The organism is Variovorax sp. LjRoot84 (genome assembly GCF_964254305.1).
Taxonomy (GTDB): Bacteria; Pseudomonadota; Gammaproteobacteria; order Burkholderiales; family Burkholderiaceae_C; genus Variovorax.
The window spans coordinates 4,452,399-4,465,571 of record NZ_CAXUTE020000001.1 but is presented as its reverse complement, the minus strand read 5'-3'; the positions used below and the strand labels follow the sequence as shown (position 1 = coordinate 4,465,571).

Genomic DNA, 13,173 nt, shown 5'->3' with positions numbered 1-13,173 from the left:
TCCGATGAACGATGTCGCACGCCTCACGCATGTTCTGCCGGCGTCCACGCAGCTGCCCGTCGACGCCTACTTCGACCCAGCCCTGTTCGCGCGCGAGCAGGAACTGATCTTCGATCGATCGGCCCGCTATGTCGGGCACGAGAAGACCGTCCCGCAGGTCGGCGACTGGCGCCGGCTCGCGCAGGAGGGCGGAGGGCGCGTGCTGGTGCACAACGCCGAGGGGGTGACGCTGATGTCCAACGTCTGCCGGCACCGGCAGGCACTGATCCTCGGCGGCGAGACCGGCGACGTGCGCGGGCTCGCCAACCCCAGCGGCAACCTGGGGTCGACCGGCGGCCACATCGTCTGTCCGCTGCACCGCTGGACCTACGACGACCGCGGCGAACTGCTGGGCGCGCCGCAGTTCGAGCCCAAACCCTGCAAGAACCTGCAGCGCTTTGCGCTGCGCAACTGCCGCGGCCTGCTGTTCGAGGGCGCACGCGATCCGGCGCAGGACATGGCGGCGCTGTTCGCGCGGCCCGAGTTCGACTTCTCGGACTACGTGCTCGACCATGTCGAGGTCCATCAGTGCAACTACAACTGGAAGACCTTCATCGAGGTGTACCTGGAGGACTACCACGTCGCGCCTTTCCATCCCGGCCTCGGCGCTTTCGTCAGCTGCAGCGAGCTGCACTGGGATTTCGCCGACTGGTACAGCATGCAGCGCGTCGGCGTGCATCAATCGCTGAGCCAGCCCGGCACGGAGGTCTATCGCACCTGGCACGAGCGCCTGCTCGACTATCGAACCGGCGCCGCGCCCGATTTCGGCGCGGTGTGGGTGACCTATTTCCCGACCCACATGATCGAGCTCTATCCGCACGTGCTGGTGCTGTCGACGCTCTATCCGAAGGGGCCGCAGGACACGGTCAATGTCGTCGAGTTCTACTACCCGGAGGAGATCGCTGCCTTCGAACGCGAGTTCGTCGAGGCGCAACGCGCCGCCTACATGGAAACCGCCAGGGAAGACGACGAGATCGGCGAGCGCATGGACGCGGGCCGCCGCGCGCTGCTCGAGCGCGGCGTCTCGGAGGTGGGGCCCTACCAGTCGCCTTTGGAGGACGGCATGTGGCACTTCCATGCCTGGTATCGGCAGATGATGGGGCCCGCCTTCCTTCAGGCCGGCACGAAAGCCCCGTGCAAGCCTAGCGGCAACGCATAGGGCAGCGTCGCCTGCGCCACCGGCCCGGCAGCCAGCCGATCGGCCGCAAAGCACGACAACAGCGTTCGCTTCTGCGCGACGTCGAGCACCGTGCCGATGATCCAGCCCGGGCCCGTGCCGTCGGGCACGAACAGGTGTTCCTCCACCATCGCCTGCGGGCCGTAGGCGAAGCGCTGGCTGCGGCCGGTTTCGACATCGGTGCGCGCGACGGCGCCGAAGCCGGGCTGCTCGCGCTTGCCCTGCGTCGCATGCACCACGCTGCGATGGCGCAGGCCGACGCGGCGCGGGTCGATGCGCGGGAACTCGGCGTCCAGCGGCAGCGCCTCTTGCGTGGCCTGTCCGGTGGCGAGATTCAGCGTGGCCACGGTCAGGTACGGATCGGTGCTCTTCACGCGGCGAGCGCGCATCAGCTCGCGGTTGGTGGTGAACACCGAGCTGGTGTTCTCCGAGCGCACGTAGTCGATGTGGATACGCGTGCCGCGCGGCGTGTTCTCTTCCCACGCATTGCCGACGTGGAACAGAAAACCCGCCGGCAGCGTGAGCAGCTGGCGCCGGTCCCAATTCTTCTTGTCGACCACCAGCGCGCGCATGCCCAGCTCGGGCCGCCACACGTGCGCATCGAGAAAGTTCGCGCCGGCCTCCTTGCGCTTGACGTCGTAGACCAGCGGCGGCATCAGGAAGACCAGGTGCTGCTCGGTGACGGCGAAGTCGTGGACCATCGGCAGGTCGCCCACCGGCACCACGGCCGCGCGGCGCAGCGCGCCGTCGGGTGCGATCTCGTAGAGCGCCAGCAGCCCCTGGCCGGAGCCGACGCCGAAGTTCCAGATCGTGCCGTCCGGGTCCACCCTGGGATGGGCCGAGAAGGGCATGCCGGCGAGGTCGGGGCGCCAGGTCTTCAGGCCCAGTGTGTCGAGCGTGCGTGCGTCGACGCGCGTGGCCGATCCGCCTTCCCACAGCGCGAGCACTTCGCCCGCGAGCGGCAGCACGCTGGTGTTGGCGACATTGATGCTGTCGGCCGAGGCCGGCGGCTCGACGCCCGGCGGGATCGTGCCGAAGGCCTCGGTCAGCCGGCGGCCAGCGCGCACTTCGGCCACGCGCTTGGGCGTCTGGACATAGCGGCCCTGGTGATGGACCTGCGTGCCTTCGATGACGAAGCGATGCACCATGCCGTCGCCGTCGAACCAGTGGTGGTAGCGCTCACCGCCGAGGTCGTGGCCCGTCGGGCCGATGCGAAAGAGCGTGCCCGCGACCGCATCGGGAAAGCGTCCGCGCACCGCGGTGCGGGCGAGCGGCAGGTCGGCCGGTGGCGTGGCGAAGCCGATCTTGCAAGGCGCATCGGAGGCTTCGAAGTCGGCTTGCCAGCTGTCGGTGCCGGCATGCACGATAGAGGTCAGCAGGGGAGTGGCGCCGGCCGATGCGAGCAGGCGCAGGAGTTCGCGTCTTAGCATCTCCGCCTCAGCGCAGGTGGATGACAGTCTTGAGATCGGCATTGACGCTGAACGCCGCGGCATCGAAGCCCGGCGCGGCGCGGTTGCCCTTGGCGTCGTTCGAGAAGCCGTAGCGTTCGGTCGGCATGCCCATGGGGTTGGTGTCGAGCTTGCCGTTTCCGTTCTCGTCCGCGAACACTCGCAGCGCATAGCGTCCGGGCGCCAGGCCAGGGAAGGCGAGCCGGGCCGCGCCGGCGCGCAGCGGCACGGTCTGGGCCGCCAGCGCCTTGTTGCCGGTATAGCCTTCGGCGCTGTCGAAGAGCGCGACATAGAGGGTGGCTTCGGTCGCCGGACCGTCCACGACGCTCAGGGTCAGGTCGGCGGCGAGCGCGCCCAGCGGGGCGAGCAGGGCGGCGGCGCACAGGGCGCGCGTGCCGCGGCGGGGCAGGGGAGCAGAAGGATTCATGAGGGCCTCGTCGGAAGTGGAGGCCCGAAGATCGCGCGGCCGCTGGCTGCTGCCCAGCGCCATGCGACGGAATGCAAAATGCGCGCGCCAAATGCGCGAGCGGCGGGCGAAGCGCGCCCGGATTCAGGTCGGCGGCTCGTCCTGCTCCTCGTTCGACGAGGAGAACAGGTCCCAGGCGGCCAGGAACAGCGCGGCGATCACCGGCCCGATCACGAAGCCGTTGATGCCGAAGAGTGCCATGCCGCCGATGGTGGAGAGCAGCACGATGTAGTCGGGCATCTGGGTGTCCTTGCCGACCAGGAGCGGCCGCAGGATGTTGTCAACCAGCCCGATCACGACCACGCCGAAGACGATCAGGAACACGCCCTGCCAGATCTCGCCGGTGGCCAGGAAGTAGAGCGCCACGGGCAGCCAGATCAGCGCCGCGCCCACCGCCGGCAGCAGCGAGAGAAAGGCCATCAGCACGGCCCACAGCAGCGCGCCCTGCACGTCCAGGAACCAGAACGCGAGGCCGCCCAGCGCGCCCTGCACGGCCGCGACCGCCACGTTGCCCTTGATGGTGGCGCGGATCACGGTGGTGAACTTGTTGAGCAGGTAGTGCGTGTGCGGCCGCGCCAGCGGCAGCGCCTCGCGCACCGACTTCGACAGCTCGGTGCCGTCGCGCAGCAGGAAGTACAGCAGGTACAGCATGACCGCGAAGCTGACCAGGAACTCGAAGGTGTTCTGCCCGATGTTGACCGCCTGTGTCGCGATCAGCTGGGTGCCCTGGGCCGCGCCCTGCGAGAGCTTGGCCAGCAGCGCTTCGATGTTGCCGAGGCCGAATCGGTCCAGCAGGTTGAGCAGCCATTGCGGCAAGGCGGCCGCGATCTGCTGCAGGTAGCGCACGAAGTTGATCTCGCCCGAGCGGATCTTCTGCGCCACCAGCGACACCTCCTGCACCAGCGAAGCGGTGACCATCGTGAGCGGGATGATCACGATCACCAGGCAGATCGTGAGCGTGGCGAGCGCCGCGAGGTTGCGCCGCTTGGGCATCTTCCTGAGCAGCCGCTTGTAGAGCGGCGTGAACAGGATGGCCAGCGCCACGCCCCAGAGTACCGCGCCGGAGAAGGGGGCCAGGATCCAGAAGAAGGCGGCCGTGACGGCCGCCAGCAGGAACAGGAAGACGCCGCGCTGGAGTTGGGGTGAATTCATACGCCGGCTACTGTAGCCGACCGGATTTGCCGTTCCCTCAGCGCGACGCGCGCGGCAGCGCCACCGGCGCCAGCGTGGCGCGCAGGCGCTCGTCGGCGCCCGGCGCGGCTTCGGCTTCGACCTGCAGCGCCTGCTCGACGTTGCCGATGTGGTCGAGCATCAGCTGCCGCGCGCGCTTCGTGTCGCCGGCCTCCAGCGCGGCCACGATCGCCGCATGCTCGGCGCACGATTGCCCGGCCTCGTGCTTCGACTGGAACAGCGTGGCCGCGAGCGTGGTGCGGGCCGTGAGGTCGCGCAGCACGTCGACCAGCAGGCGGTGGCCCATCTGGTCGGCCAGGCAGACATGGAAGTCGGCCAAGAGGAAGGCGCGCGTCGCGGCATCCGCGCCGGCGATGGCGCGCTTCTCGTCGGCGATGTGCTCGCGCAGCTTGCGGATCACCTTCGAGAGCGGCCGTCCCGCCTCGGCGAGGATGCCGGCCTCGACGATGCGGCGCGCGGCGAAGGCGTCGCGCGCCTCTTCGGCCGAAGGCTGCACCACGTACCAGCCGCGGCGCGACTGCACCTCGACGAAGCCGCGCGCCTGCAGCTGCATCAGCGCCTCGCGCACCATGGTGCGGCTGACGCCGAAGTTCTCCGCCAGGTCCTGCTCGCCGAGGCGCTCGCCGGGCGCGAGCTTCTGCGCCAGGATGGCTTCGACCACGCGCTCGGCGATGGTGGTGGGCGTGACGTCGGTCATGGCGAGGGCTTGTGAATGAGCCCTAGTGTGCCGCGTGGGCGGCGTGCGCCGCGGCGACCAGGGAGTCGGGCTCTGCCAGCGGCTCGTCCTCGGGCGAGTGGGTGCCGTTCAGCACCGCATGGGCGCGCTCGCGGTCGATGTCGCCTTCCCAGGCCGCGATCGCGACGGTGGCGACACAGTTGCCGATCAGGTTGCCCAGGGCGCGTGCGATGCCCATGAACCAGTCGACCGAGAGCACCAGCACCAGCCCGATGGCCGGGATGGCGGGAATCGCATGCAGCGTGGCGGCCAGCACCACGATCGCCGAACCCGGCACGCCGTGCGCGCCCTTGGATGTGACCAGCGCGATCGCCAGGATGGTCAAGAGGTCGGTCATCGAGATCGGCGTGTTGGTCGCCTGCGCGATGAACACGGCCGCCAGCGTGATGTAGATCGAGAAGGCGTCGAGGTTGAAGGAGTAGCCGGTCGGGATCACCAGGCCCACCGTCGAGTCGCGGATGCCCATGTGGCGCAGCTTGGCCATGATCTGCGGCAGCACGCTGTCCGACGAGGTGGTGGCGAAAACGATGGTCAGTTCCTCGCGCAGGTAGCGCAGCAGCTTGACGAGGCTGAAGCCCGAAAGCCGCATCACGAAGCCCAGCACCACGAACACGAAGACGATGACGGAAGCGTAGAACAGCGCCACCAGCATGCCCAGCTGCTTGAGCGAGCCGATGCCGTACTTGCCCACGGTGAAGGCGATGGCGCCCAGCACGCCCAGCGGCGCCAGCTTGATGATGATGCCCATGATCTTGAACAGCACCTGCGAGAGCGTGTCGACGAAATCGCCGACCGGCTTGCCGCGCGGGCCCAGCAGCGCCAGCGCGCAGCCGAACAGCACCGCGAACAGCAGCACCTGCAGCACGTCGCCGGTGGCGAAGGCGTTGACCACCGTGGTCGGGATCAGCTTCATGAGGAAGTCGACCGTGCCGCCGCTGGTGAGCTTGTCGGCGTTCGAGGCATAGGCGCTCATGGCCGCGGCGTCGAGCGCGCCGGGGTCCACGTTCATGCCCACGCCGGGCTTGAACACGAAGGCCAGCACCAGGCCCATGGCCAGCGCGATGGTGGTCAGCACCTCGAAGTAGATCAGCGACTTGACGCCGACCCGGCCCACGCGCTTCAGGTCGCCCGCGCCGGCGATGCCGTGCACCACCACGCAGAACACCAGCACCGGGATGATCATCTTGATCAGCTTGATGAAGCCGTCGCCCAGCGGCTTGAGCTTGACGGCGAAGTCGGGAAAGAACAGGCCCGCCAGCACGCCGAGCACCAGCGCGATGACCACCTGACCGAAGAGCGATTTGGCGAAACGGGGCATGGGGGATCTCCGTGTTTGGTTGCATGCAAGAGATCAGTAATCTTGCATACAAGCAATGTAGGCAAGATTCGGCGTTTTTTCTTTGGGGGTATTCCCGGGGTTGGGGTGCACCTGAAGAAGATGTTCTGAGCTATTAATTCCCCAAACGCGTCAATAAATCCGCAAACGACGCCAATAAATCCGCAAACGACCGGGCGACTTTGGCGGCTGCCAGAGTCGGTGACAAGCGCGCACATCGCTCCCTACGGGGAGCTCAGCATTTCAGGTCGAAGAACTGCTTGCGGGCTTTGTAGAGGTCCACGTCGGCTCGGGCCTTTGCCTCGCCCGTGGCACTCCCCGAACCGGCTTCGAGCATCGGGATTTGGCTGTCAAGCCGCGCGCATGCCTGCTGATCGCCGCCCGGCAAGTTGACTCGTCGCCGCATCACGTTCATCTCGTCGTGAGATCGCCCGTGCAGCGGTCGCGTCGCGTTATCGAGTGACGTGGTGTACTCGTCGCGCTGAACTTCGCGGCCTTTGCGGGAGGCACCGCCCAGCTTATCCGCACCCTGAGTCGGCGTAGCGTCGATAATCCTTGCCCCTACGCACGGCGCGTCTGAGTACGCGACCTTTCCGTTCGTATCGCAGCGATAGACCTTCGGTTGAGCTGCCGCTGGCAACGCGAGCACAGTGCAAAGAGCAGCAACCACCAGGTGATGCATGCTCGCGTTCACCAGAACTTCCACCACCGCCGGCGGCGTATGCGCATGTGCAGCGGCCTGGTGTCGAGGATCTCAAGGAGGCTCGCAGCGGCACCGAAACGACGATGGGCTGCGTCACCAGTCCCCTCCGGCGTCAGGGCTTCCTTCACCTCACCGCAACGCGTTGAACGGGTTGGGGTTCGAGAATCGTGGACGGGAAGCGCGCCATGGTCGGACATGGGGATCATTCTGCCGGAACGGCTCGAGAGGCCAGCGTGAATAGCTGCGCACGATGGGCTGCCATCTGAGGGCAACTACAAGAATTGCCAGGAGGCCGGGTCCTGGCCCTCTGGGGCAGGACGGTCGCGAGCAACACCACCAACATCCGCCTTCGGAAGCGCGTGCGCACTGACCACGCGGCGGTCAACAATCGGCCACGACCCGTCAGTCGCGCGCCCGCCCGCTACGTCCGGTGAAGGACTGGAAGGTGACATCTCACGCAGCGAACTCTTCCTTTTTTGGTGTCATGTCGTTTCCTTGTTTGTGGCGCGTGCCATCCACGACAGGTCCACCGATGCTGAATATTTCGAATCAGGAAGGAATGGAGCGCGCTGCGCCACTTGGATGCCTTGGTGGGGGCCGTCGGCTTGGCAGGTCCGTCCGACCTGCCGTGTCGTCAAATGGGCGCGGGCTCTATCGGCCCGCTGCCCTCGTCACATCAGTCGGCGTATTCGCCAGCGTCCTTGATCACCTTCGACCACCGCGCTTTTTCGGCTTCAAGGTATTTCTTGTGGCCGGCAGGGTCGAGTCGGTCGTCATTGACGACTGTGAGGCCGAGCGCCTCCTCCCGCTTGATCAGATCAGGATCTTTCAACGCGGTGCGCAGTGCGGCGTTGAGCTTGGCGAGCACTGCGGGAGGCGTGCCACGCGGTGCGTACAAGCCGTGCCAGACTTGGACGTTGAAGTCTTTCAGTCCGGCTTCAGACAAGGTCGGCGTGTCCTTCAGCGCCGCGAGCGGTAGCCGCTGCAAGCTGGTGACGCCGTAGACCTTGACCTTCTTGCCCTCGATCTGCGGCACCGCGTTGGTCGCCTGTTCGCACATCACATCGACCTGGCCGCCGATGAGGTCCGTCATCGCCGGCGCGGTCCCTTTGTAGGGCACGGGCGTCATGCTCGTCTTCAGCGCGCTTTGGAACATCAGGCCGCACAGGTGCGATGCGGAACCGAGCCCCGCGTTGGCGAGGTTCACCTTGCCGCCATTCGACGCGATCCACTGACGCAACTCCGCGAAGCTGCCGGCAGCGAGGCTCGGCTTGCCTATCAGCACCGAGGGCGCTTCGTTGATAAGACCCAGGGTTTCGAAATCCTCCGGCACCTTGTAGCTGAGCTTGCGGTACAGGGCCGGTGCGGTTGCCATGCCGATGTGATGCACCAGCAGCGTGTAGCCGTCCGGCGTGGCACGGGCAACCTTGGCCGAGCCGATCGTGCCGCCCGCGCCGGCGGCGTTGTCGACGATGACGGTCTGGCCGAGAGGCTTGCGAAGCGCCTCGGCCAGGTCCCGGGCGATCTTGTCGCTCGGGCCGCCGGCGGCAAAAGGCACGACCAGCGTGACGGGCTTATCGGGAAACTCTGCGCACGCCAACGAAGCGAATCCGAGCACGGCGAGGCCGGCGCCGCAGCGCCAAAGATTGATCATGATCATGATCTTGTCTCCTTGGGTTTGCGGGCGTCAGGCCGACAGCGCCTGCATCTCGCGATACAGATCGGCCTTGCCTTCGAAGCCGATGCCAGGCAGGTCAGGCAGCGTCACATAGCTGTTCTCTACCTTCACGCCATCCGGGAATCCGCCGAACGGTTGGAACAGGTCGGGGTAGGACTCGTTGCCGCCCAGTCCGAGCCCAGCGGCGATGTTCAGCGACATCTGGTGCCCGCCGTGGGGGATGCAGCGACTGGCCGACCAGCCGTGCTCCTTGAGCATCTCGAGCGTGCGCAGGTACTCCACCAGGCCGTAGCTCAGCGCGCAGTCGAACTGCAGCCAGTCGCGGTCGGGGCGCATGCCGCCGTAGCGGATCAGGTTGCGCGCATCCTGCATCGAGAAGAGATCTTCGCCCGTGGCCATCGGGTTTTTGTAGAAGTTGCGCAGCGCCGCCTGGAGTTCGAAGTCCAGCGGGTCGCCCGGCTCCTCGTACCAGAACAGGTCGTATTGCGAAAGCGCCTTGGCGTAGGCGATGGCGGTTTCAAGGCCGAAGCGCCCGTTCGCGTCGACGCAGAGCTTCTGGCCGTCCTGCAGCACTTCCATGATCGAATCGATGCGGCGAAGGTCTTCGTCGAGCGAGGCGCCGCCGATCTTTTTCTTGACGACCGTGTAGCCGCGGTCGATGTAGCTGCGCATCTCGTCCTGGAGCTTCCTGTGGTCCTGCCCAGGGTAGTAGTAGCCGCCCGCCGCGTAGACGAAGATCTTGCGGTTCGGCTTTCCGTCTCCGTAGCGGTCCGCCAGCAACTGGAAGAGGGGCTTGCCTTCGATCTTGGCCACGGCGTCCCACACCGCCATGTCGATCGTGCCGATCGCCACGGAGCGTTCACCATGGCCGCCCGGCTTCTCGTTGGTGAACATCGTGTTCCAGATCTTGTGCGGGTCGAGGTTGTCGCCCGTGTCGTCGACGAGCGAAGTCGGATCCGCTTCGAGGATGCGCGGTATGAACCGCTCGCGCATCAGCTTGCCCTGGCCATAGCGACCGTTCGAATTGAAACCGTAGCCGACGACCGGCTTGCCGTCGCGGATCACGTCAGTGATCACCGCGACAAGACTCAGCGTCATCTTGCTAAAGTCGATGTAGGCGTTGCGGATCGGCGAGCTGATGGGGATGGTTTTCTCGCGGATTTCGACGATCTTCATGGTTGGCTCCAGGGGGTGTTTGATAGAGAGCCTGTATGGTCCGCCGCACGGGCTTTTTGGGCCAATGCTCTTTTTCGCTGCTTCTATGCACCGGACGAACCGCACATGAATCTGATCTGGCTTGAAGACTTTGTGGCCCTGGCTGCCACGGGAAATTTTTCGCGCGCTGCGGAGGACCGCCACAGCTCCCAACCCGCGTTTAGCCGGCGCATTCGTGCCCTGGAGGAGTGGATCGGCGCCGAGCTTTTCGACAGGAGTTCGCAACCCGCCAAGCTGACCGAAGTCGGCGAATGGTTCACCGGCGTGGCACAGGAATTGATCGCCAGGGTCGCGCGGGTGCCGGGTGACGCCAAGAAGGTCGCCGAGGCCAGTTCGGTCACCTTGCGCATCGCGTCCACGCATGCGCTCTCTTTTACTTTTCTGCCGCGATGGTTGCGAAGCCTCGAATCGAATACGACGCTCGGGCCGGTGCAACTGATGTCCGACGTGCTTCAGCGTTGCGAAGCACTGATGCTGCAAAGCAAGGTTCAGTTTGTGTTGAGCCACGCGCACAGCAAGGCGCAAGGGGCGCTGGATGCAGAGCCGTACAGGTCGGCCCGGATCGGTGAGGATCTGCTGATCGCGGTGTCGGCGCCGGACGAGGAAGGTAACGCGCGTTATCAGCTCGCGCGTCAAGGCGGACCTGCAGTACCTGTGCTCCAGTACACCGAGGAATCAGGGCTGGGACGCATCATGCGCGCCGTGATCGGTCGCAGGCTGGAGTCAGTTCCTGCGCAGGCCGTCTTCACGGCTCATCTCGCCTCTGTCCTCAGAACGATGGTGCTAGACCGTAGGGGGATCGCGTGGTTGCCGCAGACGCTGGTGGAGGACGATATTGACCAGGGTCGGCTTGTCGCCGCGGCGAGCAACGATTGGGAAGTTCCCTTGGAAATAAGGCTCTATCGCGACAGCGAGCTCTTGGGGAAGGCCGCCAACGCGTTCTGGAACGCCGCGATTGGAGTGTGATCGCATCGTGGTCGTGGTCGTGGTCGTGGTCACCGCAGGGTATGACCTCAACTGCGGCCAGTTGGTCGAATCCACAATCTAAGACCGCTTCACTGCATTGCGGACGTCCATCGCGACAACCCGTACGGCAGCAGTGGGCCCAAAGCGGCTGTTCAAGATGTGGATCCGATCGCCGCGAAGCGGTCACTGGACTGACGACATTTTGGTGTGCTGTCACTGCAGCTTGCGTTTCGTGTTACGCCAAGCGAGGTCGCGACCTGTGCAAGTACCCTCGCGGAGCGTGGTGTCAATATCATCTCGGGTCCCACTGACCAACCATGGGGCCATCGAACACTGTTCTTCCGAGATCCTGACGGCAATGTCTTGGAGATCTATGCTGAGATTTAGCCTGTGCACAGGAAAGCCAAGCACGGTGCTGTAGAACTCCCGCATCGCTGGCAGGCGAGCAAAGATCACGGTGTAGTCGAGACTGCGAATCGGCAGCTTTGGATCCATGATTGAGTTCTACTGGTCTCTGGTGCGGCCTAACACGCCCGGTATCGGCGAGCCCGAAGGTCATCGGCTGCAGGCCTTAGATCGACAGCCCCGGTTCCAGTTAAATCCTCTATTGGCTGTTCGTTGAGGCCTTGGCCCTGACCGCGTAGACCTGCATCGCGGCGGCGCGGCCACGCAGTTGCTGGAGGCCGAGGTCCTCGAGCGCGCAGCCCTCGAGATCCTCGAGCCGCTCCAGCGCGTCGCCCGAGACCAGGAACTGGCGCTCGAGGTCTCGCGTCGCCTGTTCGATGCGTGACGTGGTGTTCACCACGTCACCGTGGTACACGATCGCGCGCCGACTGCCTCCCACTTCGCCGGTGATGACCGGGCCGCCATGCAGCGCAGCGCGAAGCCGCGGCACCGCGCCGAACTCGCGCTCGAACTCCGGCGCAGCCCGCGCGAGCGCCTGTTCGATCGCGAAGTAGCAGGCGACCGGTCGAGCGCCCTCGCGCCCTTCGGCCACCGCCCAGGTGATCACGATCTCGTCGCCGACGTATTGATAGACCTCGCCTAGGTGGTCATCGATCAGGTCCGAGGCGAGCCGGAAGACCTCGCCGAGAAAGCGATGGACCGCGTCGGGGCCAATCCGCTCGGCGAGCGGCGTCGAGCCGACGATGTCGACGAACAGGAAGAACCGCTCCTCCGTGCGCGGGCGGTGGTAGCGGCCCAACACGATGTCGCGCAAGGTCTGCTCGCCGACCAGGCGGCCCATTTGCAGCAAAAAAATGCCGGCACCTAGGATCAGGAACGCAAGCGCAACCGATGGCGCCCTCGGAGTCGCGATCTTCACGGAGATCGCCGCTGCGAGCTCGGGGTTGGGCAATATGGCAGCGATGGCGCCGGCGAGCTGCCAGCCTGGTCTGGCTCCGATAACGAGCACGATGACGGCGCCATAGACAAGCAACTTCATCGCGAAGCTGACGAGGAACGGCGCCCGTTCGAGCGTGTGACCGAGCCGCGTCGGCGGAAGGAAGATTTCGGCGCCGAAAATCGCGCCGGCCAGCAGCACGCCGTGGGTGGCGCCCGCCAAGGCACCGAAGCTTGCGCCGAAGAGCGGCGCGTCGGGGAACCCGTAGCCGCTCGTGCTCCCGACCACCGCGCCGATCACGGCACCCCAGCGGAGCGCACGGCGAAGGAGGTCGACCCGGCGTCTTGCGCCCGCCCGCATCGTCGTCGGCATGTCAGGAGCGATCGAGACCATGGAGCGGTGTTCGAGTAGGAACCTCATCGGTTGTTGAAAATCAGCTCCGGCCACGCTCGCGGTTGGCGTCAGCGGTCGAACGTCGTGACGGAGCGAGCCGTGTCAAGTAATGTAGGTCCAGATCAACCATGGGGGCGAGGAGAGCAGCGTCGTCTCGATGCCGGTACAACCAGCCCAGGTGCGCGAGCAGGGTGTGCGACAGCTGCGTCGCCGCGAACACGAACACGAGGTGGAAGAAGAGCTCGATGCCTGTGAGTCGTGCATGCGCAAGATGGGGTGGCTTCCGTCGCGGTGCGCACAACCACCGCGTTCGTGCGGCGACCGTCACAATCGCGGTAGATCTCGAAGACTTTTTGGACAGTCGCGCCTAGCTGATACGCCGTATTGCCGCCCGTCACCAGCGGCAGCTGATGGCCGACTGTAGCCTGTCGCGGCCCGGGGACAACGGGCCCTAACCGGCTGTTTGCCGTACTCGTCGTGGCC

The 13,173-nt window shown here is 65.8% G+C and carries 12 protein-coding genes; 3 read left to right on the top strand and 9 right to left on the bottom strand.

The genetic code is table 11. The features are described 5' to 3' along the window. The first annotated feature begins 4 nt into the window (after nt 1-4). Nucleotides 5-1,198, top strand: a complete 1,194-nt coding sequence (locus ACSQ9I_RS22185; RefSeq protein ID WP_436314490.1) for an aromatic ring-hydroxylating oxygenase subunit alpha — start codon at nt 5-7, stop codon at nt 1,196-1,198. Here ACSQ9I_RS22185 and ACSQ9I_RS22180 read toward each other — a convergent pair. From ACSQ9I_RS22180 to ACSQ9I_RS22145, 8 genes are all read right to left on the bottom strand, one after another. After that, nucleotides 1,153-2,646, bottom strand: coding sequence for a carotenoid oxygenase family protein (locus ACSQ9I_RS22180; RefSeq protein WP_436314489.1), 1,494 nt, complete (start codon nt 2,644-2,646; stop codon nt 1,153-1,155). The genes ACSQ9I_RS22185 and ACSQ9I_RS22180 overlap by 46 nt on opposite strands. Nucleotides 2,647-2,653: 7 nt before the next feature. After that, nucleotides 2,654-3,091 (bottom strand): DUF2141 domain-containing protein, encoded by a 438-nt coding sequence (locus ACSQ9I_RS22175; protein ID WP_436314488.1) that lies wholly within the window; start codon nt 3,089-3,091, stop codon nt 2,654-2,656. A gap of 123 nt (nt 3,092-3,214) precedes the next feature. After that, nucleotides 3,215-4,282, bottom strand: coding sequence for an AI-2E family transporter (locus ACSQ9I_RS22170; protein WP_436314487.1), 1,068 nt, complete (start codon nt 4,280-4,282; stop codon nt 3,215-3,217). Nucleotides 4,283-4,319: 37 nt separating this feature from the next. Continuing rightward, nucleotides 4,320-5,018: a GntR family transcriptional regulator gene (locus tag ACSQ9I_RS22165; RefSeq protein ID WP_436295007.1), complete on the bottom strand. Its 699-nt coding sequence runs from the start codon at nt 5,016-5,018 to the stop codon at nt 4,320-4,322. A 22-nt stretch (nt 5,019-5,040) separates the two neighbouring features. Next, nucleotides 5,041-6,375, bottom strand: coding sequence for a C4-dicarboxylate transporter DctA (locus tag ACSQ9I_RS22160; protein WP_436314486.1), 1,335 nt, complete (start codon nt 6,373-6,375; stop codon nt 5,041-5,043). Between the two features lie 253 nt (nt 6,376-6,628). Next, nucleotides 6,629-7,075 carry a DUF4124 domain-containing protein gene (locus ACSQ9I_RS22155; RefSeq protein WP_436314485.1) on the bottom strand — a complete coding sequence of 149 codons (447 nt, stop codon included), beginning with the start codon at nt 7,073-7,075 and terminating at the stop codon, nt 6,629-6,631. A gap of 697 nt (nt 7,076-7,772) precedes the next feature. After that, nucleotides 7,773-8,750 (bottom strand): tripartite tricarboxylate transporter substrate-binding protein, encoded by a 978-nt coding sequence (locus ACSQ9I_RS22150; protein WP_436315800.1) that lies wholly within the window; start codon nt 8,748-8,750, stop codon nt 7,773-7,775. Between the two features lie 33 nt (nt 8,751-8,783). Then, nucleotides 8,784-9,950, bottom strand: coding sequence for a mandelate racemase/muconate lactonizing enzyme family protein (locus ACSQ9I_RS22145; protein ID WP_436293114.1), 1,167 nt, complete (start codon nt 9,948-9,950; stop codon nt 8,784-8,786). A 105-nt stretch (nt 9,951-10,055) separates the two neighbouring features. Between ACSQ9I_RS22145 and ACSQ9I_RS22140 the strand changes: the two genes are divergently transcribed. Further along, nucleotides 10,056-10,955 carry a LysR family transcriptional regulator gene (locus ACSQ9I_RS22140; protein ID WP_436314484.1) on the top strand — a complete coding sequence of 300 codons (900 nt, stop codon included), beginning with the start codon at nt 10,056-10,058 and terminating at the stop codon, nt 10,953-10,955. A 207-nt stretch (nt 10,956-11,162) separates the two neighbouring features. Continuing rightward, nucleotides 11,163-11,342: a VOC family protein gene (locus ACSQ9I_RS22135; RefSeq protein ID WP_436293118.1), complete on the top strand. Its 180-nt coding sequence runs from the start codon at nt 11,163-11,165 to the stop codon at nt 11,340-11,342. A 217-nt stretch (nt 11,343-11,559) separates the two neighbouring features. On the opposite strand, the gene ACSQ9I_RS22130 is transcribed toward ACSQ9I_RS22135, so the two are convergent. After that, nucleotides 11,560-12,690, bottom strand: a complete 1,131-nt coding sequence (locus ACSQ9I_RS22130; RefSeq protein WP_436314483.1) for an adenylate/guanylate cyclase domain-containing protein — start codon at nt 12,688-12,690, stop codon at nt 11,560-11,562. Between the last annotated feature and the right edge of the window lie 483 nt (nt 12,691-13,173).

Excerpts from the sequence above, each read along its gene's own strand:
- ACSQ9I_RS22185 (WP_436314490.1), top strand. The coding sequence starts at position 5 with ATGAACGATGTCGCACGCCTCACGCATGTTCTGCCGGCGTCCACGCAG.
- ACSQ9I_RS22180 (WP_436314489.1), bottom strand. The coding sequence starts at position 2,646 with ATGCTAAGACGCGAACTCCTGCGCCTGCTCGCATCGGCCGGCGCCACT.
- ACSQ9I_RS22175 (WP_436314488.1), bottom strand. The coding sequence starts at position 3,091 with ATGAATCCTTCTGCTCCCCTGCCCCGCCGCGGCACGCGCGCCCTGTGC.
- ACSQ9I_RS22170 (WP_436314487.1), bottom strand. The coding sequence starts at position 4,282 with ATGAATTCACCCCAACTCCAGCGCGGCGTCTTCCTGTTCCTGCTGGCG.
- ACSQ9I_RS22165 (WP_436295007.1), bottom strand. The coding sequence starts at position 5,018 with ATGACCGACGTCACGCCCACCACCATCGCCGAGCGCGTGGTCGAAGCC.
- ACSQ9I_RS22160 (WP_436314486.1), bottom strand. The coding sequence starts at position 6,375 with ATGCCCCGTTTCGCCAAATCGCTCTTCGGTCAGGTGGTCATCGCGCTG.
- ACSQ9I_RS22155 (WP_436314485.1), bottom strand. The coding sequence starts at position 7,075 with ATGCATCACCTGGTGGTTGCTGCTCTTTGCACTGTGCTCGCGTTGCCA.
- ACSQ9I_RS22150 (WP_436315800.1), bottom strand. The coding sequence starts at position 8,750 with ATGATCAATCTTTGGCGCTGCGGCGCCGGCCTCGCCGTGCTCGGATTC.
- ACSQ9I_RS22145 (WP_436293114.1), bottom strand. The coding sequence starts at position 9,950 with ATGAAGATCGTCGAAATCCGCGAGAAAACCATCCCCATCAGCTCGCCG.
- ACSQ9I_RS22140 (WP_436314484.1), top strand. The coding sequence starts at position 10,056 with ATGAATCTGATCTGGCTTGAAGACTTTGTGGCCCTGGCTGCCACGGGA.
- ACSQ9I_RS22130 (WP_436314483.1), bottom strand. The coding sequence starts at position 12,690 with ATGGTCTCGATCGCTCCTGACATGCCGACGACGATGCGGGCGGGCGCA.